Raw genomic sequence first — 24,177 nt, forward strand, 5'->3', positions numbered from 1 at the left:
GCCGGAGAGTCCCGCAGTGTTCACACGCAAGGGGGAACGCGTGCCGCCGGCCCTCTTCCGGCGTCCCCGGCGGCGGTTGCGGGCCGGCGTGGTCCAGGTCGGCTGCGCCGGGGCCGGGCTCGCCGCCGGGCTGATCCTGCCGAACCTGCCCCCCACGGTGCCGCTGCCCACCAGGGACGCCACCGGGGCGCTGTTCACCATCGGGTTCGGCGTGCTCGGCCTGGCCAGCGTGATCTTCTCGCTGCTGTTCCTGGTCATGCAGTTCGCCGCGGGCACCTTCAGCCTGCGGCTCACCCTGTTCCGCGACGATCCGACCGTCTGGCGCACCTTCGCCTTCGCCGTCGGCGTCTTCGTCTACACGATCACCGCGGCCCTCGTCGTCGCCCACCGAGGCGCGGTCTCGCTCAGCGTGCCCGTGCTGGCCGTGCTCCTCGCGCTCGTCGCCGCGCTGCTCATGCGCACCGTGCAGATCCGCGCCTTCATCTCCATCCAGCTCGCCCCCTGCCTGAACGTGATCAACCGGCGTACGCGCCGGGTCGTCGACGTCGTCTACCGCAGCCCCTACCGGGCAGACCGCGAACCGCTCGACCTGCCCGCCCCGGTGTCGTCGATCCTCTGGCGGGGCAGGCCGGCCCGGCTCCAGGAGGTCGACGTGGCCGCGCTCGTCGCCCTCGCCGTCCGGCGCGAGGCCGTCATCGTGCTGCGCGCCCCCATCGGCGGGCAGCTCTTCGACGGCGACCCGCTCGCCGACGTGCACCACCACGCCGTGCCCGAACGGCTGCTGCTGCGCCACGTGCTCACCGGGCCCGAACGCGCCTTCGCCCAGGACGCCGCGTTCGGGTTCCGGCTGCTGGCCGACATCGCGCTCCGGGCGCTCTCGGCGGCGGTCAACGACCCGGTCACCGCCGTGCAGGCCCTCGACCACGCCGAGGACCTGCTGCGCCGCATCGTGGGCAAGGCGCTCGACGTGGGCTCGGCGGCCGACGCCCGCGGCCGGGTCCGCGTGGTGATCCCGCTGCCCTCCTGGGAGGACTACCTGCGGATCACGTTCGATGAGCTCATCGCCACCGCGCGCAGCCCCATGGTCCTGCTGCGGCTGCGCGAGCTGCTGCGCGGGCTGCACGAGGAGGCGCCGCGCCCCCGCAGGGACGCGGTCGCCGCCCGCCTGAGCCGCGTCGAGGCGCGCCTCAGGCGGCGGAGCGGCTGACGCTCACGGCGTCACGATCGCGAACGCCGGAGCCGGGTCGTCGAGCACGGCGGTCAGGCGGTTCAGCGCGTTCAGGTCGCCCTCGTGCCGGATGCCGTCGGCCGGCCCGCCGGTCAGCAGGCCCAGCAGGTCCCGCTTGGTGAGCGTGAGCGTCAGGTCCACCGGCCGGGACGGCGGATCGGCCTGGTGGATGAGCACGCCGTTGGACAGCGCGGTCCGGTGCCGCCGGTCCAGGTCCGTCAGGTGCCAGTCGATCGCCAGGCTCTCGTTCCACGCCTTCGGCCCGTCGACGCGGATGGCGATGGAGTCGAAGACCTGCTCCAGCGACAGGGCCTGGAGCATCTCCGGCGAGGTGGTGTCGAGGTCGGGCGGCACCACGCCGGAGGTCAGCTCCCGGGCGGCGACCAGGTAGAAGTTGCGCCAGGTGCCGTTCTCGGAGCCGTGGCCGAGCCGGGTGTAGACCTCGGCGAGCAGCTCGCGCGCCTGCCGGTCGCCGTCGTCGGCGAACACCGCGTGGTTGAGCAGCGTGGCCGCGAAGCGCAGGTCGCCCTCGTCGACGTAGCGGCGGGCGTACGACAGGACGCCCTCGCGCCCGCCCATGCACTCGACGTAGCGGCGGGCCTGCTCGACCGGCGGGTGTTCCCACAGGTGGGCCGGGTTGCCGTCGAACCAGCCGAGATAGCGCTGGTAGATGGCCTTGACGTTGTGGCTGACCGAGCCGTAGTAGCCGTGGGTGTGCCACGCCTGCTCCAGGGCCGGCGGCATCCGGATCGCCTCGGCGATCTCGATGCCCGTCATGCCCTGGTTCATCATGCGCAACGTCTGGTCGTGCATGTACGCGTACATGTCGCGCTGCTGGGTCAGGAACGTGACGATGTTCTCGCTGCCCCAGGTCGGCCAGTGGTGCGAGGCGAAGACCACGTCGGCGTCGCCGGCGAACAGCGTGATCGCCTCGTCGAGGTAGCGCGCCCACACCCGGGTGTCGCGGACCAGCGCGCCGCGCAGCGTCAGGATGTTGTGCTGGTTGTGGGTGGCGTTCTCGGCCATGCAGAGCGCCCGGCGGTCCGGGACGTGGAAGTTCATCTCGGACGGGGCCTCGGTGCCCGGCGTGAGCTGGAAGACCAGCCGCACGCCGTCGACCGTCTCCTCCTGGCCGGTGCGCGTGATGTCGAGCGTGGGCGGGATGAGGGAGATGGTGCCGGTCGAGGTGGTCATCCCGAGCCCGGTGCCGATCTGGCCCTCCGGCGAGCGGGGCAGGTCGGGGCCGTACATGTAGACCGCGCGGCGGTTCATCGCGGTGCCCGCGTAGACGTTCTCCGACACCGCGTGCTCCATGAACCCGGCGGGGGCCAGGATCGGCACGTCGCCGTCGGTGACGCCGCGCACGCCGCCGAAGTGGTCGGCGTGCGAGTGCGTGTAGACGACGGCGGTGACCGGCCGGTCGCCGCGCTGCTCGCGGTAGAGCTTCAGTCCCGCCGCCGCGCACTCGTTGGACAGCAGCGGGTCGACCACGATGACGCCCTCGTCGCCCTCGATCAGCGTCATGTTCGACAGGTCCAGCCCGCGTATCTGGTAGATGCCGTCCGTGACCTCGTACAGGCCCTGTTTGACGCAGAGCTGGCCCTGCCGCCACAGGCTGGGATGCGCGGTGTCCGGGCACTCGCCGTCGAGGAAGCCGTACGCGTCGGAGTCCCAGACGACGCGGCCGTCGGCCGTTCTGATCACCGCGGGGTCGAGCGCGGCCAGGAACCCGCGGTCGGCGGCCTCGAAGTCCGCCCGGTCATGAAAGGGAAGGTCAGCCATGAAAGCGACCTTCCCCCCGGGCGTCCTGGTGCCCGGCCGCAGCCGGTACCTTCACCCGCCCGTGGCCATCTCTTGCACCGGCTCCGGCCGGGTCGCCGCGTACGTGTCGACGAGCGCGAACAGCATCGCCACCACCGGGATGGACAGCAGCGCGCCCACCGGCCCGAACAGCGCCGCACCCAGGAGCACGGCAGTGAACGAGACCGCCGGGTGCAGGTCGACCGAGCGCGCGCTGATCCTCGGCTCCAGCGTCAGGTTCTCCACCTGCTGATACAGGATCGCCCAGCCCAGCGCCACCGCCCCCACCCACGGCTGCGGCGAGGCGAACCCCACCACCGCGGGCAGCGCGATCGAGATGTACGTGCCGATCGTCGGCACGAACTGGGCCACCACCCCCGTCCACACGCCGAGCGCCAGCCACGACGGCATGCCGATCAGCAGGAACACCGCGGCCGACAGGCACCCGTTGATCGTGGCCAGGATGAGCCGGGCCGACACGTACCCGCCGGTCTTCTCGATCGACAGGTCCCAGACGCGGCCGAAGAGCTGCTGCGGCCGGCGCGGCAGCAGGCGCGCGATCCAGTGGCGCAGGCGCGGGCCGTCGGCCGACAGGTAGAAGGCCAGCAGCAGGATGGTGATCAGGTTGAACACGGTCTTCGTCACCGCGCCCAGCAGGCTCAGCACGCCGCCGAGCACCCCCTGGGCGTACTCGGCGGCCTGCTGCGGGGTGAGGTGGATGGAGGCGAGGATGTCGTGCACCCGGTACTGGGTGCCGAGCCGGGCGTTGATCCACGAGATCACGGCCTCGGCGACGGTGGGCAGGTGGCGCAGGAGCTGCGCGGCCTGCTCCAGGAACAGGTTGCCGAACAGCGCCAGGAAGATCAGCGCCGCCAGGATGAGCGCCACCATCATCACCATCGTGGCCCGGCCCCTCGGCATCCACCTCGACAGCCGGCGCACCCCCGGCTCCATCGCCAGCGACACGAACCAGGCCAGCACCACCAGGACGACCAGCCAGCCCGCGTCGGTCAGCACGAAGTGCAGGAAGAACGCCGCCGCGACGAGGACGGCCAGCGCGAGCCCGGCCCGCGCCACGTTCGCGGGCGACAGCACCACCCGCACCGGTCGCGGCCGGTCGGTCCGCGCCGCCCTGCCCGGCTTGATCATGGGTTCCTCCTGGTCGGCTCGCCGCCGTCCAGCCTTTCAAGCGGCGTCGCGGCACGCGGGCGCGGCGCGTCAGCGGCCCAGCAAGAACGGGTAAATCCTCACGAGTCACCGCCAACCCGGCCGGCCCGGATCGTGCTCCCGCGCGTCGTCTCCACCACGACCGGCACCCCGTCCGGGATCTGCCCGCGCAGCGCCCCGAGCAGGCCGGAGACCGGCGGCAGCTCACCCGGCGTCTGCACCCGGACGCGCAGCTCCCGGGAGACCACGTCCACGCCCGCGATCGACGAACCCGGCACGCCGGAGATCCACTCGGCGGCCACCGCCTTCGCCCGCGCGCTCCACGTCGTCAGCAGCCAGCTCACCACGGTGTTCGCCGACAGCGGGACGACCACCAGGACCAGCAGCGACGCCAGCACCAGCCGGGCCCGGCGGCGGCTGCGCCCCGACTCCGCGACGGCCTCGGCCCCGTACCCCGTCGCCGTGAACACCACGATGCCGCCGAGGATCAGCGCCAGCAGGTTCGACAGGAAGAGCACCAGCGCGCCCAGCGCCAGCCAGCCCGCCCCCCGGCCCAGGCACACCCCCACGACCGCCAGCGGCGGCACCAGCGAGATCGCGATCGCCACCCCCGGCAGCACCGCCGCCACGTCCCGCCGCGCGTGCGCCACCGCCCCGGCCAGCCCGGTCGCCAGCGCCGCCACCAGATCCATCAGTTTCGGCGACGTCCGCCCCGCGATCTGGCTGTTGGTCAGCAGCTCGTACGAGGCCGGCAGCAACGCCGAGAACACCACCCCGATCCCGACCACCAGCAGCCCGCCGAAGAACACGAACCCGACCGCGCCCTGCCCGCTGTGCCGCACCGTCGCCAGCGCGGTCCCCATGATCGGCGTGGCCAGCGGCGCGATGATCATCGCCCCGATCACGGTGGCCGTCGAGTCCGTCAGCACCCCGGCCGACGCGATCACCGCCGACAGCGTGAGCATCGTCCAGAACGCCGACCGTTTGGCCCCGCTGTCACCCGCCGACAGATCCAGGCTCTCGACCAGATCCTCCAGCGGGCGGCGCTGCGTGTCGGGCAGCACGCGCTCTCGAAGTCCGCTCAGCATGCCCCCGAGTATCCGAGCAGGTCACGCCGACAGTGGGCAGCGACACGGCCTCTACAGCGGCGTGCACGGGGTGATCACCTGCCGGTGGACGATCACGTCGAACCACTGGGCCAGTGCCCCTCCTTCCAGGTACGACCGCTGAGCCAGCGCCGGGTCGTAGCCCGCGTAGCCGCGCAGCCTGGCCGGGGCGCGCAACCACTCCCGCACGGCCTGCGGCGCGTCGGCGCGCAGGTCGACGACGTACTGCGGGCGGTCGCGGCCGGCGAAGGCGTCGCCGAAGACGCGGTTGACGAAGCCCGGGTCCGGGCGCGGCACCGGCGCGGGAGCCACGCCGCAGCCGGACCCGGTGCCCAGCGTGCCGTGGTCGAACTGCACGCCGATCGACCGGTAGCGCTCGCCGTACCAGCGGCGCAGGTAGGAGCCGGCATTGTCGAAGACGAGCGGCGGGCCGCCGCCGAGCGTGACGCGCAGGCCGGGCGCGGCGGCGGTGTGCGCGCTCGCCGCCCAGTAGGCCACCTTGTCGCCGGTGCGGCGCTGCCACCAGCGCAGGTTCTCGGCCGCGCGGGCGTCTCGGTAGGCGTAGATGTCTTCGAACGGCAGCGCGAACGCCTCGTACCAGGACAGGATCTGCCGCGCGTGGTGCAGGGCCAGCCGCTGGCCGTCGCTCCCGGGCAGCCGGGCGACCAGCTCGTGCACCGCGCGGGCGTGGCGGATGAACGGCCGCTTGTTCTTGACCTCGCGGTACCAGGTCAGATTGGCGCGGGTGTCCTCGTGGCGCGGTCGGATGCGGCGCAGGTGGCGCTGCAGCTCGCGCAGCTTGCCCGGGGCGGCCCCGGCCACGTAGGAGGAGACGGCGTCGTAGGCGAGCGAGCGGGTGGCGTAGTACTCCACGCCGACGAACCGCACCTCGCGGCCGGGATGATCCGCGTTGTACGCGCGCAGCCAGGCCAGCACGTCACGCACCTCGCGCATCCGCCACGTCGTCGTCAGCTCGCCCATCAGCGTGTCGAGGTCGCCCTCGCCGCGCACGACGTAGCGGTTGACCCGCACGCTCGTCGTCCAGTCCTCCTCCCAGGCGATCGACCGGAAGCCCAGCTCCTCCACCAGGAGGCGCAGCACGCCGAACTTGAGCGTCGCCTCCTCGTGCGTGCCGTGCGTGGACTCGCCCAGGCCGACGACGGTGGCCCCGCCGATCGACTCCGCGGTGACGCGCTGCCGGGCGTTCGCCTCGATCCAGTCGACGACCTGCGGCTCGGCCGGGGCGGCGGCTGGGGTTGCGGCCAGGACGGCTGCCATGAGAGTGCGCAACATGATGATCCTTCCCGTTCGGGTGGATGGGCGGATGGGCGGATGGGCGGTCACGGTGGCCGGACAGGCTCACTGTCCACGGGCGGACGCGACCGGGTCGTCCCCATGCGTGCGGCTAAGCGGCATACGCAAAGTTGCGTACAGTACGTGACCTTCGCCCCGGGTTATGGTCGGGGTCGTGACGGATCTGTGGCAGCGGGCCCGGGGCCGGACGGCCCAGGCATGGCCCTGCCTGCCGCTCCTCGCGGCCGGCCTGATCGGCACCGGACCGGCGGCCGTCTTCCAGCCCCGGGCGGCCCGCCCGCTGGACGCGCTCGCGTACGCGCTGGTGATCGTCGCGGCGCTCGCGCCGGCAGGCAGGCGCAGGCCGGGTGCCGCGCTCGCCGTCAACGGGGCGGCGGTGGCCGCCTACCTGGCCGCCGGATACCCGTACGGGCCGATCCTGCTCACCGTGCCCGTCGCGATCTACGCGGTGGCGGCCGCCCGGCCGGCCGGGCGCGCGGCGGTCTTGGTGGCGGCGAACTTCGGCGTGCTCGTCGTGGCCCTGTTCGCCAGGACCGTCCAGGCGGACGGCACCGCGTCCGAAGTGGCCTCCGACACGCTGCTCTGGGCGGCGATCGCCCTGGTCGCGCTCGCGGCCGGCGTCAGCGTCCGGGTGCGGCGGGAGGCCGTCACCGGGATGCGCGACGCGCACGCCCGCCGGGTGGCCTCCGAGGAACGCCTGCGCATGGCCCAGGACCTGCACGACAGCATCGGCCACGGGCTCGCCGCCATCGCGATGCAGGCCGGAGTGGCGCTGCACGTGCTCGACCGCGACCCCGACGGGGCCCGCCACGCCCTGGAGGCCGTGCGCGCCACCAGCCGCGAGGCCCTGGACGGCCTGCGCGCCGAGCTGCAACGGCTGCGCGGCGACGAGCCCGCCCGCCACGCGCCCGCCCCCGGCCTGGACGCCCTCGACGGGCTGGCCGAGCGCGTCCGGGCGGCCGGGATCCAGGTCAGCGTGACCGTCGAGCCGGGACTCCGCCTGGCCGGAGCGGTGGACGCCGCCGCGTTCCGCATCGTGCGCGAGGCGCTGACGAACGTGCTGCGCCACGCCGGCGCCGCCACCGCCCGCGTGACCGTCACCCGCGACGGGCCCGATCTCCTGGTCGAGGTCACCGACTCGGGAGTCGGAGCGGCCCCCGCCCCGGCGACCGGCCTCGGCATCCGGGGCATGCGCGCGCTCGCCGAGCGGCACGGCGGACGGCTGGAGGCGGGCCCGCTCCCCGGCGGCGGCTTCGCGGTCCGGGCCCGGATGCCGGCGGAGGTGACGGCGTGATCCGCGTCGTGATCGTGGACGACCAGGCCCTGATCCGGGTCGGGGTGCGGACGCTGCTGCGCTCCGAGCCGGACACCGAGCTCGTCGGCGAGGCGGCCGACGGCCGCGCCGGGCTGGCCGTCGTCCGCGACACCGCCCCCGACGTGGTGCTGATGGACATCAGGATGCCGGAGATGGACGGCCTCGCCACCCTGCGGGAGATCGCCGGCGACCCGGCGCTGGCTTCGGTGCGCGTCGTCATGCTGACCACGTTCGGGCTGGACGAGTACGTGTTCGAGGCGCTGCGCGACGGCGCCAGCGGCTTCATCCTCAAGGACGCCGACCCCGACGAGCTGTTGCGCGCCGTCCGCGTGGTGGCGCGCGGGGAGTCGCTGCTGTCGCCGTCGGTCACCCGCAGCGTGATCTCCCAGTTCACCGGCCGCGCCCCCGCCCGCATCGCGCATCCCGGCATCAAGGACCTGACCGCCCGCGAGCGGGAGGTCGCCTCCTGGGTCGCCGCCGGCCTGTCGAACGACGAGATCGCCGCCCGCCTGGTGGTCAGCGCCGAGACCGTGCGCACCCACGTCAGCCGGGCCATGCTCAAGCTGAAGGCCCGCGACCGGGCGCAGCTCGTGGTGTTCGCCATGCGATCCGGCCTCGGCCCCCCGGCGTGAGGCCGCCCGCTCTGGACATTGGCCGTGTCCGGCCTGATCCTCGTTCCAGCCGGCTCGTGCGGCCTCGGAAGAACGTTGGTCGGAATCGGTTTCCTGCTGCTCAGCAGCCTGCTGCTGGCCGTCGGGCTGTACGGGAGCACGTACGGCATCGACCGGCCGAAGCGCGCCAGCACACCCGGCTCATCCTGCTCGCCGTGACCGTCGGGGTGCCGCTCAAGGCCGCCTTCATCGCCGGGGTGGTCCACCTGGTCACCGGCGATCCCCGCGCCATGATCCTGGCCGTGGCCGTCGCCCAGATCGACCCGGTGACCGTGATCCTCGCGTTCTACGCGGTCTCGCTCACCAGGCCGGGCCAGGACGGACTGTCGGTCGCCAACCGCCTCTCCGGCGCCTGGCAGCTCCGCCGCAGCGGGTACGGCTACTGATCGGCCGGGATAGCGTGTCCCGTTGTGGATCGACATCCGCGCCGATGAGAGAGTACGAACGTGATCGACAGCACCGCCCTCGCCGCAGTGGAGAACGCCGTTCCGGGGATCACCCGCACACGGGCGAGCGACCGGCTGGGCATGGCCCACGACGCCTCCCACTACCTGCTGACCCCGCAGGCCGTCCTCGTGCCGGAGAGCGCCGACCAGGTGGCGGCGCTGCTGCGGACCGGGCTGCCGCTGACGTTCCGGTCGGGCGGGACGAGCCTGAGCGGGCAGGCGGTGAGCGAGCACCTGCTGGTCGACACGCGCAGGCACTTCCGTTCGATCGAGGTGCTCGACGGCGGGGCGCGGGTGCGGGTCCAGCCCGGCGCGGTGCTGCGGCAGGTGAACGCCCGCCTGGCGCCCTACGGCCGCAAGCTCGGCCCCGACCCGGCCAGCGAGTCGGCGTGCACGATCGGCGGCGTCGTCGCCAACAACTCCAGCGGCATGACCTGCGGCACCCACGCGAACACGTACCGGACGCTGGAGTCGATGACGCTGGTCCTGGCGAGCGGCACGGTCGTCGACACCGGCGCGCCCGACGCCGCGCAGCGGCTGCGCGCGCTCGAACCCGAGCTGGCGGCCGGGCTGGAACGGCTGCGCGACCGGATCCGCGGCAACCCGGACTCGGTGCGGCGCATCGAGGCGCAGTTCGCGCTGAAGAACACGATGGGCTACGGCCTCAACAGCTTCCTCGACCACGACGACCCGGTGGACATCCTCGCGCACCTGATCGTCGGCAGCGAGGGCACGCTCGGGTTCGTGGCCGAGGCGGTGCTGCGCACGGTGCCCGCCCACCCGCTCGCCGCCACCGGGCTGCTCGTCTTCCCCAGCCTGCACCAGGCGATGGCCGCGATGCCCGGCCTGGTCGCCGCCGAGCCCGCCGCCGTCGAGCTGCTGGACGCCGAGTCGCTGCGGGTGGCGCAGACCGACCCCAAGGCCGACGACCTCCTGCGTACGCTGACCGTACGCGATCATGCGGCGCTGCTGGTGGAGTGGCAGGAGTCCGACGCCGGCGCGCTCGGCGAGCGCGAGGGCGCGGCCGCCACCGTGTTCGGCGAGCTGGAGCTGTCCGCGCCCGCGCGGCTGAGCAGGGACGCGGGCGGCCGGGCCGCGCTGTGGCACATCCGCAAGGGGCTGTACGCGTCCGTCGCCGGGGCCAGGCCGAGCGGCACCACGGCGCTGCTGGAGGACGTGGCCGTCCCGGTGACCGCGCTGGCCGACCTGTGCGACGACCTGGGCGCGCTGTTCGCCAAGCACCACTACGAGCGCAGCGTGATCTTCGGGCATGCCAAGGACGGCAACCTGCACTTCATGCTGAACGAGCGCTTCGCCACCGACCTGCGGCGCTACGCCGAGTTCACCGAGGACATGGTGGAGGCGGTGCTGGGCCGGGGCGGCACGCTCAAGGCCGAGCACGGCACCGGCCGGGTCATGGCGCCGTTCGTGCGCCGGCAGTACGGCGACGAGCTGTACGAGGTGATGCGCGAGGTCAAGCGGCTGTGCGACCCGGCGGGCAGCCTCAACCCCGGCGTGCTGCTGACCGACCGGGAGGACGCCCACCTGCGCGACCTCAAGACCGTCGTCACCGTCGAGCCCGAGGTCGACCGGTGCGTGGAGTGCGGCTACTGCGAGCCCGTCTGCCCCAGCCGCGACCTGACCACCACCCCGCGCCAGCGCATCGTGCTGCGCCGCGAGCTCGCCGCCGCCCAGGCCGCCGGTGACCACGCGCTCGCCCGCGAGCTGGAGGAGGAGTACGCCTACGACGCCGTCGACACGTGCGCCGTCGACGGCATGTGCGCCACCGCCTGCCCCGTCCAGATCAACACCGGTGACCTGACCCGGCGCCTGCGCGCCGAACGCCACGGCCGCGCCGCGCGTACGGGCTGGAAGAGCGCCGCCAAGCACTGGGACGGCGTCACCCGCGCCATGAACCTGGCCCTCGACACGGCGGCGAGCCTCCCGCCCGCGCTGCCCGAAGCCGCCAGCGGGCTGGGCCGCGACCTGGTCGGCGCCGAGACCGTGCCCCGATGGAGCCGCGACCTGCCGCGCGGCGGGACCCGCCGCCGCGCCGCCCCGGCCGCCTCGCCCGACGCCGTCTACCTGCCGTCCTGCCTCAACACGCTGTTCGCCCCCGCCGACGGCGGCCCCGGCGTCATGGCCGCCTTCCGCCGCCTGGCCGGGCGCGCCGGCATCCGCCTGCACGTCCCCGAACAGATCGCCGGCCTGTGCTGCGGCACCCCGTGGTCGTCCAAGGGCTTCACCGACGGCCACGACACGATGGCCCGCCGCGTCGCGGACGTGCTCACCGAGGCCACCGACGGCGGCCGCCTGCCCGTCGTCACCGACGCCGCCTCCTGCACCGAAGGGTTCGACAAGCTCGGCTTCCAGGTCGTCGACGCGGTCGCGTTCACCGCCGAGCGCATCCTGCCCCGCCTGCCCGAGGCCCGCCGCCTGCCCTCGCTGGCCCTGCACCCCACCTGCTCCTCAACCCGACTGGGCCTCGACGCCGCGATCACCCGCATCGCCGAGGCCGTCGCCGAACGGGTCGTCGTGCCCGACGGCTGGCAGTGCTGCGCCTTCGCCGGCGACCGCGGCCTGCTCCACCCCGAGCTGACCGCCTCCGCCACCCGCGCCGAGGCCGCCTCCGTCACCGCCGGGGACTTCACCGCCCACGCCTCGGTCAACCGCACCTGCGAGCTCGGCCTCACCCGCGCCACCGGCAAGCCGTACCACCACCTGCTCGAACTCCTCGACCGCGTCACCAGATGACAGCGCCGATTGTCACAGCCCCGTGAGAGAGGCGGTGTCGTGTCAGAGCCCGGGTGACCGACCGCGACGTGTGGGCCGACGAGCGGTTGCGGCGGGTCGCCCGGCGTGCGCTGGAGCGGGGCGGAGGCCGCTCTGACGCCCTGGTGGAAGGTGCAGGTCGTCAGGACGGGTTCTGGAAGGTGACTTCCGGGTTGGCCGGGGTGGGGCCGTCGAGCAGGGGGCGCTGCTTGCCGCGCAGGTGCTGGTCGAAGAACGCGCCCACGTACGCGCGGGTGATCTCGCCCGAGCGCTTGCCCGACAGCGGCGCCGAGGGGTCGCTGTGGCCGGCCTGGCCGCCGAGGATGGGCAGGTCGATGAAGGTGAAGTGGCCGGAGTCCGCGACGGTGAGCCAGCGCTTCCAGCCGTCCAGCCGCTTCCAGTCGCGCGGCCAGCTCGTGTCGCGTGCGGTGGGGGAGTGGCCGGCCTGGGTGCCGAGCATGAGGAACGGCCGCCCGCCGAGGCCCCGCTCGGGGACCGGGGCGAAGAACGTCCCGTCCATGTTCACCCCGGCGCGGACGCGGCGGTCGGCGGCCATGACGCTCGCCGAGGCGTTGCCGCCGAGCGAGTGGCCGGTCGCGCCGATGCGCCGTGGGTCGATCGAGCGCTTCCACGCGGGCAGGCTCGTCAGCCGGTCGACGACGAAGGAGAGGTCGGCGGCCCGGCCGGTGGCGGCCTTGGCCAGCAGCTTCTTCTCCGCGGCGTCCGACCCGGCCCCCTCGATGGTGTCGCAGGCGACGCAGGTCAGCGTGCGGCCGCCGGGGAACGTGGTGCCGAACGACTCGTAGGCGTGATCCACGAGCGCGACCACGTACCCGGTGGAGGCGAGCTCCTCGGCGAGCGAGGTGAGGGTGGCGCGGTTGAGCGTGAAGCCGGGGGAGAGCAGGACGAGCGGGTGCCTGCCGGCGGCGGGGCGCGCGCCGGTGCGGGCGTTGGTGCGGGTGGCGGCGAGGATCTTCGGCGGGAAGCGCTTGTCGAGGTTCTGGCCGCGCAGGAGGAGCTCGGCCTCCTTGAGGGACATGTACGGGGCGGGCTTCCCGCCGTCGCGGGCCGGATAGTACATCGAGACCATGAGCTGCCGGGCTCCCGCCGAGGGCACCCACGGGTCGCGCCGGTCGCGGTCGACCAGGTGCAGCGTGTCGCGGCCGACCGCGTACGAGCCGGTGGGCGCGGGGATGGCCAGCCGCACGTCGTCGGCGGCGGGTGCGGCGTGTGCGGCCTGCGCGGTCTGCACCAGGGGCGTCGCGACGGCCAGGGAGAGGAGGAGAGCGGTGGCGTTGCGCCGGATCGTGTTCATGGAAGGGAGCGTACGAAGGCGCACGTCAGCGCCGACATGCGCGAAAGTCCAGAGCGACCCCTGACGAAAGTCAGGGGGTGCTGGGCGTGGGGCTGATCATGCTGGCGGTCGTGGTGTGGCGGCGTCAGCTCGATCACTATCAGAGCTCGGGGCACTGAGGCCGAGCGCGGGCAGGATCGCCTGGTCGACGAAGTCGATCAGGTCGGAGTCGCTCGGCGGCATGCCGTCGAGCAGCCGTTTGACGACGAGCGCCTCGCCGATGTCGGCGACCACCGGGGTGAGGCGGCCGGCGGGGAAGGCGCCGCGCTCGGCGTAGTGACGCAGCACGGTGCTGGTGAACGTGCCGCCCCGGTGGGCGAACACCCGCTCCTGCAGCGCCTCGGACATTTTCGTCGCGCTCAACGGGTCGGTGAGGATGGCCGCCACGGCGCGTCCGGCGGGGCTCAGCGTCCAGGTGACCATGAGCTTGAGCGCCCGGATCAGGTCGCCGCGCAGGTCGTCGGCGCCGGGGGTCGGCTCCTCGACCGGGTGGGCGTGGTAGAGCGCGTCGAGCAGCACTTCGACGGGGTCGGACCAGCGCCGGTAGAGGGTGCTGCGCGGGGTGGCGGCGCGCTTGCCGATGCCGTCCATGGTGAGCCTGCCGACGCCGACCTCGACCACCTCTTCCAGCACAGCGGTGTGGATGGCGTTGATCAGGTCGTCGCCGCGCCGCCGGGTCCGCCCGCTTCGATCGCTCACGTTTGCCCCTTGCTCAGCTACAAGGCTGTATCTTACTGTCCAACATAAGCTACAGTCGTGTATCTAATGCTGAGGGGACACCCATGTCCATCACCGCCCCACCCCCCGTCCAGCAGGCCGTGCCGCTGAGCCGGCGGTCCCTGGCCCCCGACCTCGCGCGCGGCCTCATGCTGCTGCTCATCGCGGTGGCGCACGCGCACATGTACCTGTCCGGCCACCCCGCCGGCTTCCGCGGCTACACCCTCGACGGCGGCCTCCTCGACCGGCTGGTGGCCGGGATCCAGATCCTGCTCGTCGACGGGCGGGCGCTGCCGATGTTCGCCGGGCTGTTCGGCTACGGCCTCGTCCAGCTCGCCGACCGCCAGCTCGCCGCCGGGCGCACCTGGCCGCAGGTGCGGAAGGTGCTGCGCGCACGCAGCCTGTGGCTGCTGGCCTTCGGGTTCTGCCACGCCCTCCTGCTCTTCTTCGGCGACATCCTCGGCGCGTACGGACTGGTCGGGCTGGTGCTCGTCGGGTTCATCCGGCGCAGCGACCGGGCCCTGTTCTGGGCCGCCGGGATCAGCACCGTGCTGCACGTCGCCGTGCTCGGCCTGTTCGGGCTGCTCACGGTGACCGCCGAGAAGGGCGACACGCCCGCCGCCATGGCCGACCCGATGGAGGCCGCCGTGATGCGGATGATCGGCTGGTCCGGGATGACGCCGACGTACTTCGCCGTCAGCGTCGTGCCCGCCTTCCTGCTCGGCATCTGGGCGGCCCGCCGCCGCCTGCTGGAGCAGCCCGCGGAGCACCGGGCGCTGCTCCGCCGGGTCGGCGTCATCGGCACGCTGATCGCCGTCGTCGGCGCCGTGCCGCTCACGCTGATCGACACCCGGCTCTGGGACGCCACCGACGCGATCGGCATCACCGCGTACGCGCTGCACAGCGTCACCGGCATCGCGGGCGGGCTCGCGTACGCCGCCCTCATCGGGCTCGCCGTCGCCGGCCGGGAACGCCACGCGCGCCCGGGGGCGGTCACCCGCGCGCTCGCCGCGTGCGGCCAGTGGTCGCTGACCTGCTACCTGCTGCAGTCGGTGGTCTTCGTCGCGCTCTTCGCGCCCTACTTCGGCGGGCTCGGCACCCAGCTCGGCGACGCCGCCGCCTCCGGCGTCGCCATCGTCACCTGGCTGTTCACCGTCGTGCTCGCCGCCACCCTGTCGCGTACGGGCCGCCGCGGTCCCGCCGAGACGCTGCTGCGCCGCCTGACGTACCGCCGCGTGAGGTAGCCGGCTCAGAGCCCGGGGCGCCAGGCGAACGCGTCACCCCACCGCTCCACCCGCCCCAGACCGGGGAACGGCAGATGGTAGGCGTGGACTGGCACGTTCTCGTCGGCCGCCCAGGCGAGCAGCCTGCGCCGGCTGCGTACGGACCGCTCAGCGTCGTGGTCCCACGGCGTGCGCCAGGCGGGGTGCGCGAGCTGGAGCGGGTCGTAGAACGAGTCGCCGACGCACAGCAGCCGCTCGCCCCGCGACCGCAGCAGGATCGCCGTATGCCCCGGGGTGTGACCGGCCGCGTCGACGGTGTGTACGTGCGGCAGGATCTCCTCGCCGTACTCCACCTCGCGCAGCCGGTCGCCGAACGCGGCGATCGCGTCCAGAGCCGGGCGGCGGCGCACGTCCGGCAGCGACGTGGCCTCCTTCCAGTACGCCACCTCCGCCGCATGGGCGAACCCCGACGCCGTCGGGAAGGCGGCCAGGGCGCCGCGCGTGTGGTCCTCGTGCAGATGCGTGAACACCACGGCGGCCGTCTCCCAGGCCGCGAGCCCCGCCTCGGCCAGGCCGTCGGCGAGCCTGCCGTAAAGCGGGGCGAGCGCGGGGCCGTAGCCGGTGAAGCCGCGGCCGAGACCGGCGTCGATCACCGCGGTCCCGGCCCCGGTCGCCACGGCCACGCAGTTGTAGCCACAGGTCAGCGTGGTCCGCCCGGCCGCCGCCGCGCTCAGCTCCCGCTCCGGCACGCCGGTGGCGGGGGTGAAGAACTCCGCCAGCGGCGGCTCCCAGGGCGGCCGGGGCTGCCCGTCGCTGATCACCGCGCAGGACAGGTCGCCGACCGTGAAGTGATGGATCACCCCTGTGAGTCTGCCGTGGTCAGGCGCGCCACGGGACCTGGGATGAGCGGTGGAAGCCGATGCCCAGGGCCTGCCATCTCGGGGCCTGGGCGGCCAGGCGCTCGCGGAAGCTCGCCCAGTCGTGCGTGGACCGGGGGGACCAGGCCAGCTCGGCCACGGCGGGCAGCCTGGGGAAGGCCATGTACTCCAGGTCCTCCTCGGTCGCGAGCGTCTCGGTCCACAGCGGCGCCTCGACGCCGAGCACCGCCGACTCGGGGACGCCCGCCAGGTGCGTCCCCGGGTCCCAGTCGTAGGCGTCACGCACCTCGATGAGGGCCGCCCAGGTCGTCCCGAGTTTGGTCGTGGCGTCGTACTTCATGTCCAGGTACGTCTTGTTCGCCGGGGACATGATGACCTTGGCGCCGTTCGCGACGGCCTGGGTGACGGTCGCGTCGTTGCTCGTCAGCCCCCAGTACTGCAGGACGCGGCCGGGGGAGTGGCGCACGTCGGGCGCGGCGATCTGGTGCCAGCCCACGACCTTCTTGCCGAGGGACAAGGCCATGGGGTGGACCCGGTTGACGAAGGTGGCGAAGTCGGCGTCGGAGGTCGCGTCGGCCTCGTCGCCGCCGAGGTGCACGTACGGGCCGGGGGTGAGCTCGGCCAGCTCTCTCAGGACGTCGCGGACGAAGGTGTAGGTGATCTCCTTGGACGTGCACAGCGAGCTGAAGCCGACCTTGACGCCGGTGTAGAGAGGCGGGGCGACGCCGTCGCAGTTGAGCTCGGCGTAGGAGGCGAGGGCGGCGTTGGTGTGGCCGGGGACGTCGATCTCCGGCACGACCGTGATGTGCCGCCGGGCGGCGTGCGCGACGATCTCCCGGTAGTCGGCCTTGGTGTAGTAGCCGCCGGGGCCGCCGCCGACCTGGGTGCTCCCGCCGTGGGTGGTCAGCCGGGGCCAGGAGTCGACGGCGATGCGCCAGCCCTGGTCGTCCGACAGGTGCAGATGCAGGTGGTTGATCTTGTAGAGGGCGATCCGGTCGAGGTAGCGCTTGACCGTCTCGACCGGGTGGAAGTGGCGCGCCACGTCGAGCATTGCGCCCCGGTAGGCGAAGCGCGGGTGGTCCACGATGCGCCCGGCGGGCACCTGCCACGGCCCCGGCCGCACGCTCGGGCTCTCCACGCTCGCGGGCAGCAACTGCCGGAGCGTCTGGACGCCGTTGAACAGCCCGGCCGGCGTCCGCGCCCTGATCGTCACGCCGCGGGGCGTGACGTCGAGCTGGTAGCCCTCCGGCCCGACGGACGCGGGCGCGCCCTCCAGCCGGAGCGAGATCGCGCCCTTGGGGCGGATCGGCAGGGCGTAGCCGGTGGCCGGGCGCAGGACCCCGGCCAGGTAGGCGGCCACGCCCGCGTCGTCGGATGCGATGGCCGTGCCGGGCCGCAGCGTGAACGCGCCGCGCGCGGGCCGCACCGAGACCGGGGCAGGCACCAGGTCGTGCATCGCCGTGCGCCCGTGGGCGACGATGGCCGGTGGCGGTGCGACGACCGCGAAGGCCAGCAGCAGGGTCCCGAGAGCGAACAGCCTCACCGTGCACCGCCTTGTCAGTAGGGTTAGTCAATAGGAAGCTTTACTAACCGATTCGCTCTGTCAAGACCTGTTTCGCCTCGTGGGCCCCCGTCGCCCGTCAGGCCTTCGCGCGGTCGAGCGGGTGGGCGAGCTCGTCGGCGGGCATGCGGGCCAGCAGGACCGCCGCGACCGCGATCGGCAACGGCAGCAGACCGGCGATCACGAAGGTCGTCGTCAGGCCGATCGCCTCGCTGAGCGGGCCGGCCAGCGCCATCGACACCGGCATGAACACCAGCGACACGAAGAAGTCGAGGCTCGACACCCGCCCCAGCAGCTCGGGCGGGACGCGGCGCTGCAACAGCGTGCCCCAGATCACCATCGGCGCGCTGAACAGCGCCCCGATCACGAACGCGCCCAGCGCGATCAGCCACACGTCACGGGCGACGCCGATCAGCACGAACGGCAGACAGGCCAGGCCCCACATGACGTTCATCGCGGTCAGGTAGCGCCGGGGCAGCCTGCGCGAGGCCATCGCCAGCGAGGCCAGCGCCCCGCTGACGCCGAAGGCCGCCATCACCAGCGCGTGATCCTCGGGCCCGCCGCCCGCGCCGTCCTTGACCGCGAACGGAATCAGCACCTCCATCGGGCCCATCACCACGAGGATCATCAGCGAGGCGAAGACCAGCGTGGCCAGCAGCCACGGAGTCCGGATCATGTACGCGAAGCCCTCGCGCAGGTCGATCAGCATCGAGCGCACAGGGTGGCGCGGCTCCTCGTCGGTGCGGTCGCGGCGGATCGGGACCGGCTTCATCAGCAGCAGGAACACCGTCGCCGCCACCTGCGACGCGGCGCCCACGGCCAGCGCGGCGCCGGGGGAGTGGCCGGCCACGAGGATGCCCGCGAGCGCCGGGCCGCCGGCCTGCAGCACGATCGGGCGCAGCGTGCCCTCGATGCCGTTGGCCGCCAGCAGGTGCTCGGCGGGCACGATCGAGGGCAGCATCGCCGAGTAGGCCGGATAGTAGAAGCCGCTGCACAGGCCGCGGACCAGCGCGACCACGGCGAGCTGCCAGACCTGGACGGCGCCGAGCAGCGCCAGCGCGGCGATCGCGGTGGCGGAGACGGCCAGCAGCAGCTCGGTCGTCAGCAGCACCCGGCGCTGCGGCACCCGGTCGGCGATCACGCCGCCGAGCAGCACCGTCGCGACCATGCCCAAGGCCGTGCAGGTCGAGACGAGCGACAGCGCGCCCGCGCCGCCGCCCAGCTCGATCACCTGCCACACCATGGCCATCAGCCACAGGCCCTCACCCAGCATGGACGCCGTGAGGGAGCCGGTCAGCAGCCCGTACTGGCCGTGCTGGAAAGGGCGGAGCGGGCCACGCAGCCAGCGCGAGGCCCGCGTGCCGGTGGTGGTCGGTTCCGTCATGGGTCTGACGCTAGCGGGGGCTGCCGACATAATTCCTCGCCACGCCGCTGCGGCCCTCAAAATAGGGATATGTCGTATCCTCCGCCGCCCCAGCCCGAAGGCGGCACCCCGCCCCACCACGCCCACGGCCCGTCCGGCCCACCCCCCGCCGCCGGCCCGGGCCAGCACGGCACCGCACCGGGGCAAGGACAGCCCGGCCCGTACGGCGGCGCCCCCCAGGGCCAGTCCCCGTACGCGCCCCCGCCCGGCCAGGCCCCCTACGGCCCCCCGGGCCAGTACCCCCCACCCCCGAACCAGGGCCAGAGCCAGGGGAACTACGGCGGACAGGGCCAGGGGCAGGGGCACTACGGCGGGCAGCACAACCCCGGCCAGTACGGCAGCCCGCAGGGCCCGTACGGGACGCCGCCCGGCCAGCCACCGCACGGGCAGCCCCCTTATGGTCAGCCCCCGTACGGGCAGCCTCCGTACGGCCAGCCCCCCTATGGTCAGCCCCCGTACGGGCAGCCTCCGTACGGCCAGCCCCCCTATGGTCAGCCCCCGTACGGGCAGCCTCCCTATGGCGCGCCGCAGCCGCCGAAGCGCGGGAAGGGCCTGGTGATCGCGCTGGTCGCGGGCCTGGCGGTGCTGATCCTGGGCGGCGCGGCGACGGCGGTCGTCTACGTGGTGAACAACCGGCCGGACGAACGCGTCGTCGCCCAGCCGCCCGCCGCCTCCGACACCCCCACGGCCCCGGAGACCACCCCGCCCGGCACCCCGGACCCGGCCACGTCCGCCCCGGCGACTCCCGACCCCTCGGCGTCCGCGGCCGAGACCCCTGCTCCGTCCCCCAGCGACACGGCCCGGGCCGAGCCGGGGGCGAAACTCAGCCATGACGAGTTCAAGGACTGGAACTTCAAGCTGAGCGGCGTCTCGTACCAGGCGAAGAAGGTGGGCGGCTGGAACTACTCCTCCTGCGACCCGGTCGACGGCGCCGGCGTGCTGGCCAAGACCAACTGCGACCACGCCGTGCAGATGGCGTACACGGCGTATGGCGGCGCGCTCAAGGGGGTGCGGATCGTCATGGCGTTCCCGACCGAGGCGGACGCCGAGGAAGCCTCGACGAAGCTGGGCAAGCTGTCGTCGGACGCGGTGCTGTGGCGCAAGGACAGGACGCACGCGAGCTACGCGTACGGCAAGATCCGCATGGGTGACGCCCGGAACGTCGTGGTCGTCACGATCGTCACGGCGACCAAGGCGGCCGAATCCAAGGCGACGAAGTTCCACAACTACTTCCAGGCGGACGCCGCCGGATATTTCCTCTTCCGGGATGACGTATCGGTCGCTTGAGGCCGGGGTGCGACCGGTCAGAAGCCCCCGCCGGACGTGGCGCGGGCGAACTCCCACGGGTCGTGCGCGCTGATGAGCGTCACCTGGTCGCCGTGGTGGCGCACCAGCTCGCGGAGCCGGGCCTGGGTGCCCAGCCGCAGGTCGTGGTGGACCTCCGAGCTGGTCTGGACGAGGTTCAGGACCGGGTGCGGGTGCGGGTCGGCGTCCAGCTCGCGGTGGTAGTAGTACGCGTCGCCGCAGTGCAGGAGCCAGCGGTCGCCGTCGTGCAGGGCCACGCCGGTGTGCCCCTCGGTGTGGCCGCCGAGCGGGACCAGCCGGATCTCCGGGGGCAGGCCCTCGACCTGCACGGAGGTGAAGCCGAACCAGTCGTCACCTGAGCCGTCCGGAACCGGGCCGCTCTCGTACGTCACCCAGTCCGGGCCGTGCGCCCAGTGGGCCGGGCGGTAGCGGAAGCTGGGCGCCTGGCGGGTCGCCGCGTCGAGCTCGGCGGCCAGGACGTGCACCTTGGCGGCCGGGAAGTCGGGCAGCCCGCCGCAGTGGTCCACGTCGAGGTGGGTGACGATGACGTGCCGCACGTCGCGGGGGTCGTGGCCGAGCGCGGCGACCTGGCGGACGGCGGTCTCGCTCTCGTCCAGCACGGGCTCGGCCAGCTCGACCCAGTCGGCCCCGAGGCTGCCGGCGGGGTCGCGCACGTCGGCCAGGCCGAGGCCGGTCTCGACGAGGACCAGCCCGGCGGACTCGGTCTCGGCCAGCAGGCAGTGGTTGACGGCGTGCGCGCCGGGCGGGCCCTGGTAGGTGGGTTCGATGCGGCGTACGGATCCGCAGTTGAGGTGATGGATCTTCATGCCGCTAGGGTCTTACTTGAAGCGCGCTTCAAGTCAAGGAGGCGGGATGGACGGCGAACTGCTGGACATCGGCGAGGTGGCCCGACGGACCGGGTTGGCGGCGTCGGCGCTGCGCTACTACGAGAAGCAGGGGTTCATCGCCCCGGCCGGGCGCAACGGGCTGCGCCGCAGCTACCGCCCGGACGTGCTCGACCGCCTGGCGTTGATCGTCTGCGCGCGTGACGCCGGGTTCACCATCGCCGAGATCGCGGGGTTCCTGCGGGCGGCCCCCGGTGATCCGGAGCTGCGCGCCCGGCTGGCGGACAAGGCCGTGCGGCTGGAGGACGACATCGCCCGCCTGGAACGCATGCGCGACGCCCTGCGGCACGCCTCGGCCTGCGCGCACGAGCCCCTGGTGGAATGCCCCGACTTCAAGCGCCACTTCCGGCCGGACGGCGGTGGTCAGTCGGTCTCGGAGCGGCCCTCGCGCCAGTAGCCCATGAACGCGACCGCGCGCCGGTCCATGCCACGGTCGGCCACCAGGTGCCGTCGCAGCCCCTTGATCACCCCGGCCTCGCCGGCCAGCCAGGCGTACAGGGGGCCGGGAGGCCGCTCGTCCTCGGGGACCTCCCACAGGTCGTCGACGTCCACGTCCTCGACGGAGTCGTTGGCGGCCAGCGGGGGCAGCAGCCGGTCGGCGGCGGCGACGACGGCCGGGTGGAGCAGGCTGCCGCGCGGGACGCCGGACCTCGCCAGCCAGGTGATCTTGACCTGGCTGGGCGTCTCGATGTCGAGGGCGTCGGCCTCGTACGGGACCTCCATCAGCGCCTCGCCGGTGCACCCGGCGGGGAGCCGTTCGAGGGTGGCGGCGATCGCGGGGACGGCGGTCTCGTCGCCGGCGAGCAGCACCGGGCCGTTCTCGGCGTGCGGGCGGAAGGCCATGCCGGCGCTGGGGCCGTCGAAGCCGGCGTTCGGGCCGAACAGGAGGGCGGGCGCGCCGGGCCGCACGGTCGCGGCCCAGCGGGCGACCGGGCCGCTGTGGCCGTCGTCGTCGTGCAGCGCGATGTCCACGTCGACCTCGCGCAGGTGCGGCCGGGCCAGCCGTACGGTGAGCGTGCGGATGGGGTTGCGCAGCTCGCCGGGCAGCTCGCGCCAGCGCTGATACCAGCCGGGGCCCTGGGGCATGGGAGCCAGGCCGTGCCCGGCCAGCGGCAGGATGAGCTTGATCCGCTGGTCGTAGCCGATGTCGGCGAAGTGTGCCAGGTCGGCACCGCTGAAGGTCACGCGCAGGAACGACGGGCTGAGCCGTTCGGTCCTGCTCACCTCGACATCGAACATACCAAAAGGCTCCGTCATATTAGGTGAGCCTAACCTAAAACGCTATCCGGGCAAGCCGGTGAGCGGCGCGCTGTCGCGCCAAAGGGTCGCGGCCACGTCTCGGTCGCGGGCCGGTTCGGACGGCTGTGGCCAGGTCGGGTTCCCCCGGACCGGCGACGCGTACCCCTGGCCGGACGGCGGGCGTACGGCGCCGAGCGCCAGGTCGGCGAGGGTCGCGCCGGCGGCCTGCCGGGTGTTCGTGCGCGGCACCAGGCGGCCGAGCGGCGAGCCGAGCAGCGCCCAGGCCGGCCGGATCGCCGGACTGAAGTTGCGCGACAGGCCGGTGCCCGGCGTCGGCCCTGGCCGCCGAGCACACCCGGCACGACCCCGCCGTGCACGCCCGCACGCTCGCGGTCGTGCTGGACGGCCTGCGCGCGGCATGACATCCGTCATGTCAGGTCCATGACGGAGCGGACTGGTAGCCCCGTACGCCATCCATAAGGATCAAATCAACACAAAACATCGATCTTGGAGGTGGCATGCGACGCGTGATCGTGGGAGTCGGGCTGGGCGCGCTGCTGGTCGCGGGCGCGGGGACGCCGGCGGCCGCCGAGCGGGCCGGCCTGGACCGGGACGCGCTCGACCGGACGCTGACGGCGATCGAAGCAGCCGGCATGTACGGGACGTACTCGGCGGCACAGGACGGACGGCAGGCGTGGAAGGGCGCCGCCGGGGTGGCCGACGTCGAGACCCGCCGGCCGGTCCGCGCCGACATGCGGCACCGGGTCGGCAGCGTCACCAAGACCTTCACCGCGGTCGCCGTCATGCAGCAGGTGGCGCGCGGCACGATCGAGCTGGACGCGCCGGTGGCCCGCTACCTGCCCGGCCTCGTCACCGACGAGCGCGTCACCGTCCGGATGCTGCTCAACCACACCAGCCACATCGCCGACCACGTGGCGTACGCGTTCCCGTCGCTGTTGCAGGGCTCGACGGCCAGCCTCGACGACAACCGGTTCCGCTCGTTCACCGACGAGGAGCTGGCCCGCCTCGGCCTGGCCGCGCCGCCCACCGGGGAGCCGGGCGCGCTGCCCGGTTCGTACTCCAACACCAACTACGTGCTCGCCGGCATGGTGCTGGAGAAGGTCACCGGCCAGGACGCCGAGCGCTACATCACCCGCCACGTGATCCGCAAGGCCGGGCTGCGCCACACCTCGTTCCCGCGCTCGCCGCACATCCCGGGGCCGCACTCCAAGCTGTACGAGTCGTGGTACGGCTTCATCGACCCGCCGCGCGACTACAGCGTCTACGACATGTCGTGGATCGGCACCGCCGGGGCCGTCGTGTCCACGATGGACGACCTCAACCAGTTCTACCGCGCCCTGCTCGGCGGCCGGCTGCTCGGGGCTGAGCAGCTCGCCGAGATGAAGCGCACGGTGCCGGTCGCGGTCGGCGGCGGGGCCTTCGCGTACGGGCTCGGCATCTACCCCGCCGACCTGCCCTGCGGCCGGTTCTGGGGGCACGACGGCGCCGTGTTCGGGTCCATCACCCAGTCGCTGACCAGCGAGGACGGCAAGCGGCAGGTGTCGATCGGGCTGAACCTGGCCAAGTACCAGCGGATCGAGAACGGCACCATCCCGATCCACCCGATCGACGTGGCCGCGGGCAATCACCTGTTCACCGCCCTGTGCGGCGGCGAGGGCGCCACGGCCCGCAGCGCCCAGGCCCCGTTCGTCCCCTTCCAGGCCGACCGGACGCTGATCAAGCGCCAGTAGGT

The 24,177-nt window shown here is 73.4% G+C and carries 22 protein-coding genes; 10 read left to right on the top strand and 12 right to left on the bottom strand.

Translation table 11 applies throughout. The features are described 5' to 3' along the window. Positions 1-16 precede the first annotated feature (16 nt). Positions 17-1,207: a DUF2254 family protein gene (locus tag AB0J53_RS40195; RefSeq protein WP_364182316.1), complete on the top strand. Its 1,191-nt coding sequence runs from the start codon at positions 17-19 to the stop codon at positions 1,205-1,207. 3 nt (positions 1,208-1,210) lie between these two features. Here AB0J53_RS40195 and AB0J53_RS40200 read toward each other — a convergent pair whose 3' ends face one another. The 4 genes from AB0J53_RS40200 to AB0J53_RS40215 form a co-directional block, all read right to left on the bottom strand. Continuing rightward, on the bottom strand, positions 1,211-3,010 hold the full coding sequence (locus AB0J53_RS40200) for an alkyl sulfatase dimerization domain-containing protein (RefSeq protein ID WP_364182318.1): 1,800 nt from the start codon (positions 3,008-3,010) through the stop codon (positions 1,211-1,213). Between the two features lie 51 nt (positions 3,011-3,061). Further along, a complete protein-coding gene (locus AB0J53_RS40205; protein WP_364182321.1) occupies positions 3,062-4,177 on the bottom strand; it encodes an AI-2E family transporter in 1,116 nt (371 codons plus the stop codon). A 98-nt stretch (positions 4,178-4,275) separates the two neighbouring features. Continuing rightward, positions 4,276-5,283 (bottom strand): DUF389 domain-containing protein, encoded by a 1,008-nt coding sequence (locus tag AB0J53_RS40210; RefSeq protein ID WP_364182323.1) that lies wholly within the window; start codon positions 5,281-5,283, stop codon positions 4,276-4,278. 51 nt (positions 5,284-5,334) lie between these two features. Next, positions 5,335-6,594 carry an erythromycin esterase family protein gene (locus AB0J53_RS40215; protein ID WP_364182326.1) on the bottom strand — a complete coding sequence of 420 codons (1,260 nt, stop codon included), beginning with the start codon at positions 6,592-6,594 and terminating at the stop codon, positions 5,335-5,337. Positions 6,595-6,769: 175 nt separating this feature from the next. Here AB0J53_RS40215 and AB0J53_RS40220 point away from each other — a divergent pair, with 175 nt between their 5' ends. From AB0J53_RS40220 to AB0J53_RS40240, 5 genes are all read left to right on the top strand, one after another. Beyond that, positions 6,770-7,909, top strand: coding sequence for a sensor histidine kinase (locus tag AB0J53_RS40220; RefSeq protein WP_364182329.1), 1,140 nt, complete (start codon positions 6,770-6,772; stop codon positions 7,907-7,909). After that, the gene (locus AB0J53_RS40225; protein WP_364182332.1) at positions 7,906-8,562 is read left to right on the top strand and encodes a response regulator transcription factor; all 657 of its coding nucleotides are present in this window, start codon (positions 7,906-7,908) and stop codon (positions 8,560-8,562) included. Before AB0J53_RS40220 ends, AB0J53_RS40225 begins: the two co-directional genes overlap by 4 nt. 75 nt (positions 8,563-8,637) lie before the next feature. Next, positions 8,638-8,760, top strand: coding sequence for a hypothetical protein (locus AB0J53_RS40230; protein WP_364182335.1), 123 nt, complete (start codon positions 8,638-8,640; stop codon positions 8,758-8,760). Then, positions 8,757-8,987, top strand: coding sequence for a hypothetical protein (locus tag AB0J53_RS40235; protein ID WP_364182338.1), 231 nt, complete (start codon positions 8,757-8,759; stop codon positions 8,985-8,987). Before AB0J53_RS40230 ends, AB0J53_RS40235 begins: the two co-directional genes overlap by 4 nt. Before the next feature lie 60 nt (positions 8,988-9,047). Then, positions 9,048-11,801 (top strand): FAD-binding and (Fe-S)-binding domain-containing protein, encoded by a 2,754-nt coding sequence (locus AB0J53_RS40240; RefSeq protein ID WP_364182341.1) that lies wholly within the window; start codon positions 9,048-9,050, stop codon positions 11,799-11,801. 160 nt (positions 11,802-11,961) lie between these two features. Here the strand turns inward: AB0J53_RS40240 and AB0J53_RS40245 are convergent, their stop codons facing one another. Both AB0J53_RS40245 and AB0J53_RS40250 read right to left on the bottom strand, forming a co-directional pair. Further along, complete coding sequence (locus tag AB0J53_RS40245) at positions 11,962-13,134, bottom strand: alpha/beta hydrolase (RefSeq protein WP_364182344.1); 1,173 nt, start codon at positions 13,132-13,134, stop codon at positions 11,962-11,964. A gap of 96 nt (positions 13,135-13,230) precedes the next feature. Next, the gene (locus AB0J53_RS40250; RefSeq protein ID WP_219508381.1) at positions 13,231-13,872 is read right to left on the bottom strand and encodes a TetR-like C-terminal domain-containing protein; all 642 of its coding nucleotides are present in this window, start codon (positions 13,870-13,872) and stop codon (positions 13,231-13,233) included. Positions 13,873-13,955: 83 nt separating this feature from the next. Here AB0J53_RS40250 and AB0J53_RS40255 point away from each other — a divergent pair, with 83 nt between their 5' ends. Continuing rightward, positions 13,956-15,134, top strand: a complete 1,179-nt coding sequence (locus tag AB0J53_RS40255) for a DUF418 domain-containing protein (RefSeq protein WP_364182347.1) — start codon at positions 13,956-13,958, stop codon at positions 15,132-15,134. Between the two features lie 5 nt (positions 15,135-15,139). Here AB0J53_RS40255 and AB0J53_RS40260 read toward each other — a convergent pair whose 3' ends face one another. The 3 genes from AB0J53_RS40260 to AB0J53_RS40270 all read right to left on the bottom strand — a co-directional run bounded on the left by AB0J53_RS40260 (position 15,140) and on the right by AB0J53_RS40270 (position 18,936). Further along, the gene (locus AB0J53_RS40260) at positions 15,140-15,973 is read right to left on the bottom strand and encodes an MBL fold metallo-hydrolase (protein WP_364182350.1); all 834 of its coding nucleotides are present in this window, start codon (positions 15,971-15,973) and stop codon (positions 15,140-15,142) included. A gap of 19 nt (positions 15,974-15,992) precedes the next feature. Next, complete coding sequence (locus AB0J53_RS40265; protein WP_364182353.1) at positions 15,993-17,534, bottom strand: beta-N-acetylhexosaminidase; 1,542 nt, start codon at positions 17,532-17,534, stop codon at positions 15,993-15,995. A gap of 97 nt (positions 17,535-17,631) precedes the next feature. Next, on the bottom strand, positions 17,632-18,936 hold the full coding sequence (locus AB0J53_RS40270) for an MFS transporter (protein WP_364182356.1): 1,305 nt from the start codon (positions 18,934-18,936) through the stop codon (positions 17,632-17,634). Between the two features lie 69 nt (positions 18,937-19,005). Between AB0J53_RS40270 and AB0J53_RS40275 the strand changes: the two genes are divergently transcribed. After that, positions 19,006-20,262: a hypothetical protein gene (locus AB0J53_RS40275; RefSeq protein WP_364182359.1), complete on the top strand. Its 1,257-nt coding sequence runs from the start codon at positions 19,006-19,008 to the stop codon at positions 20,260-20,262. A 17-nt stretch (positions 20,263-20,279) separates the two neighbouring features. Here AB0J53_RS40275 and AB0J53_RS40280 read toward each other — a convergent pair whose 3' ends face one another. Continuing rightward, positions 20,280-21,107 (bottom strand): MBL fold metallo-hydrolase, encoded by an 828-nt coding sequence (locus AB0J53_RS40280; RefSeq protein ID WP_364182362.1) that lies wholly within the window; start codon positions 21,105-21,107, stop codon positions 20,280-20,282. A gap of 46 nt (positions 21,108-21,153) precedes the next feature. On the opposite strand from AB0J53_RS40280, the gene AB0J53_RS40285 reads away from it, so the two are divergent. Then, positions 21,154-21,582: a MerR family transcriptional regulator gene (locus tag AB0J53_RS40285; RefSeq protein WP_364182365.1), complete on the top strand. Its 429-nt coding sequence runs from the start codon at positions 21,154-21,156 to the stop codon at positions 21,580-21,582. On the opposite strand, the gene AB0J53_RS40290 is transcribed toward AB0J53_RS40285, so the two are convergent. Then, a complete protein-coding gene (locus AB0J53_RS40290; protein WP_364182368.1) occupies positions 21,549-22,424 on the bottom strand; it encodes a siderophore-interacting protein in 876 nt (291 codons plus the stop codon). The two genes, AB0J53_RS40285 and AB0J53_RS40290, sit on opposite strands and share 34 nt — an antisense overlap. Before the next feature lie 42 nt (positions 22,425-22,466). Next, positions 22,467-22,856 carry a hypothetical protein gene (locus tag AB0J53_RS40295; RefSeq protein WP_364182371.1) on the bottom strand — a complete coding sequence of 130 codons (390 nt, stop codon included), beginning with the start codon at positions 22,854-22,856 and terminating at the stop codon, positions 22,467-22,469. Between the two features lie 86 nt (positions 22,857-22,942). Between AB0J53_RS40295 and AB0J53_RS40300 the strand changes: the two genes are divergently transcribed. Next, positions 22,943-24,175, top strand: a complete 1,233-nt coding sequence (locus AB0J53_RS40300; protein ID WP_357583871.1) for a serine hydrolase domain-containing protein — start codon at positions 22,943-22,945, stop codon at positions 24,173-24,175. Positions 24,176-24,177 lie beyond the last annotated feature (2 nt).

It is taken from the genome of Nonomuraea sp. NPDC049725, from assembly GCF_040674795.1.
Taxonomy (GTDB): domain Bacteria; phylum Actinomycetota; class Actinomycetes; order Streptosporangiales; family Streptosporangiaceae; genus Nonomuraea; species Nonomuraea ceibae.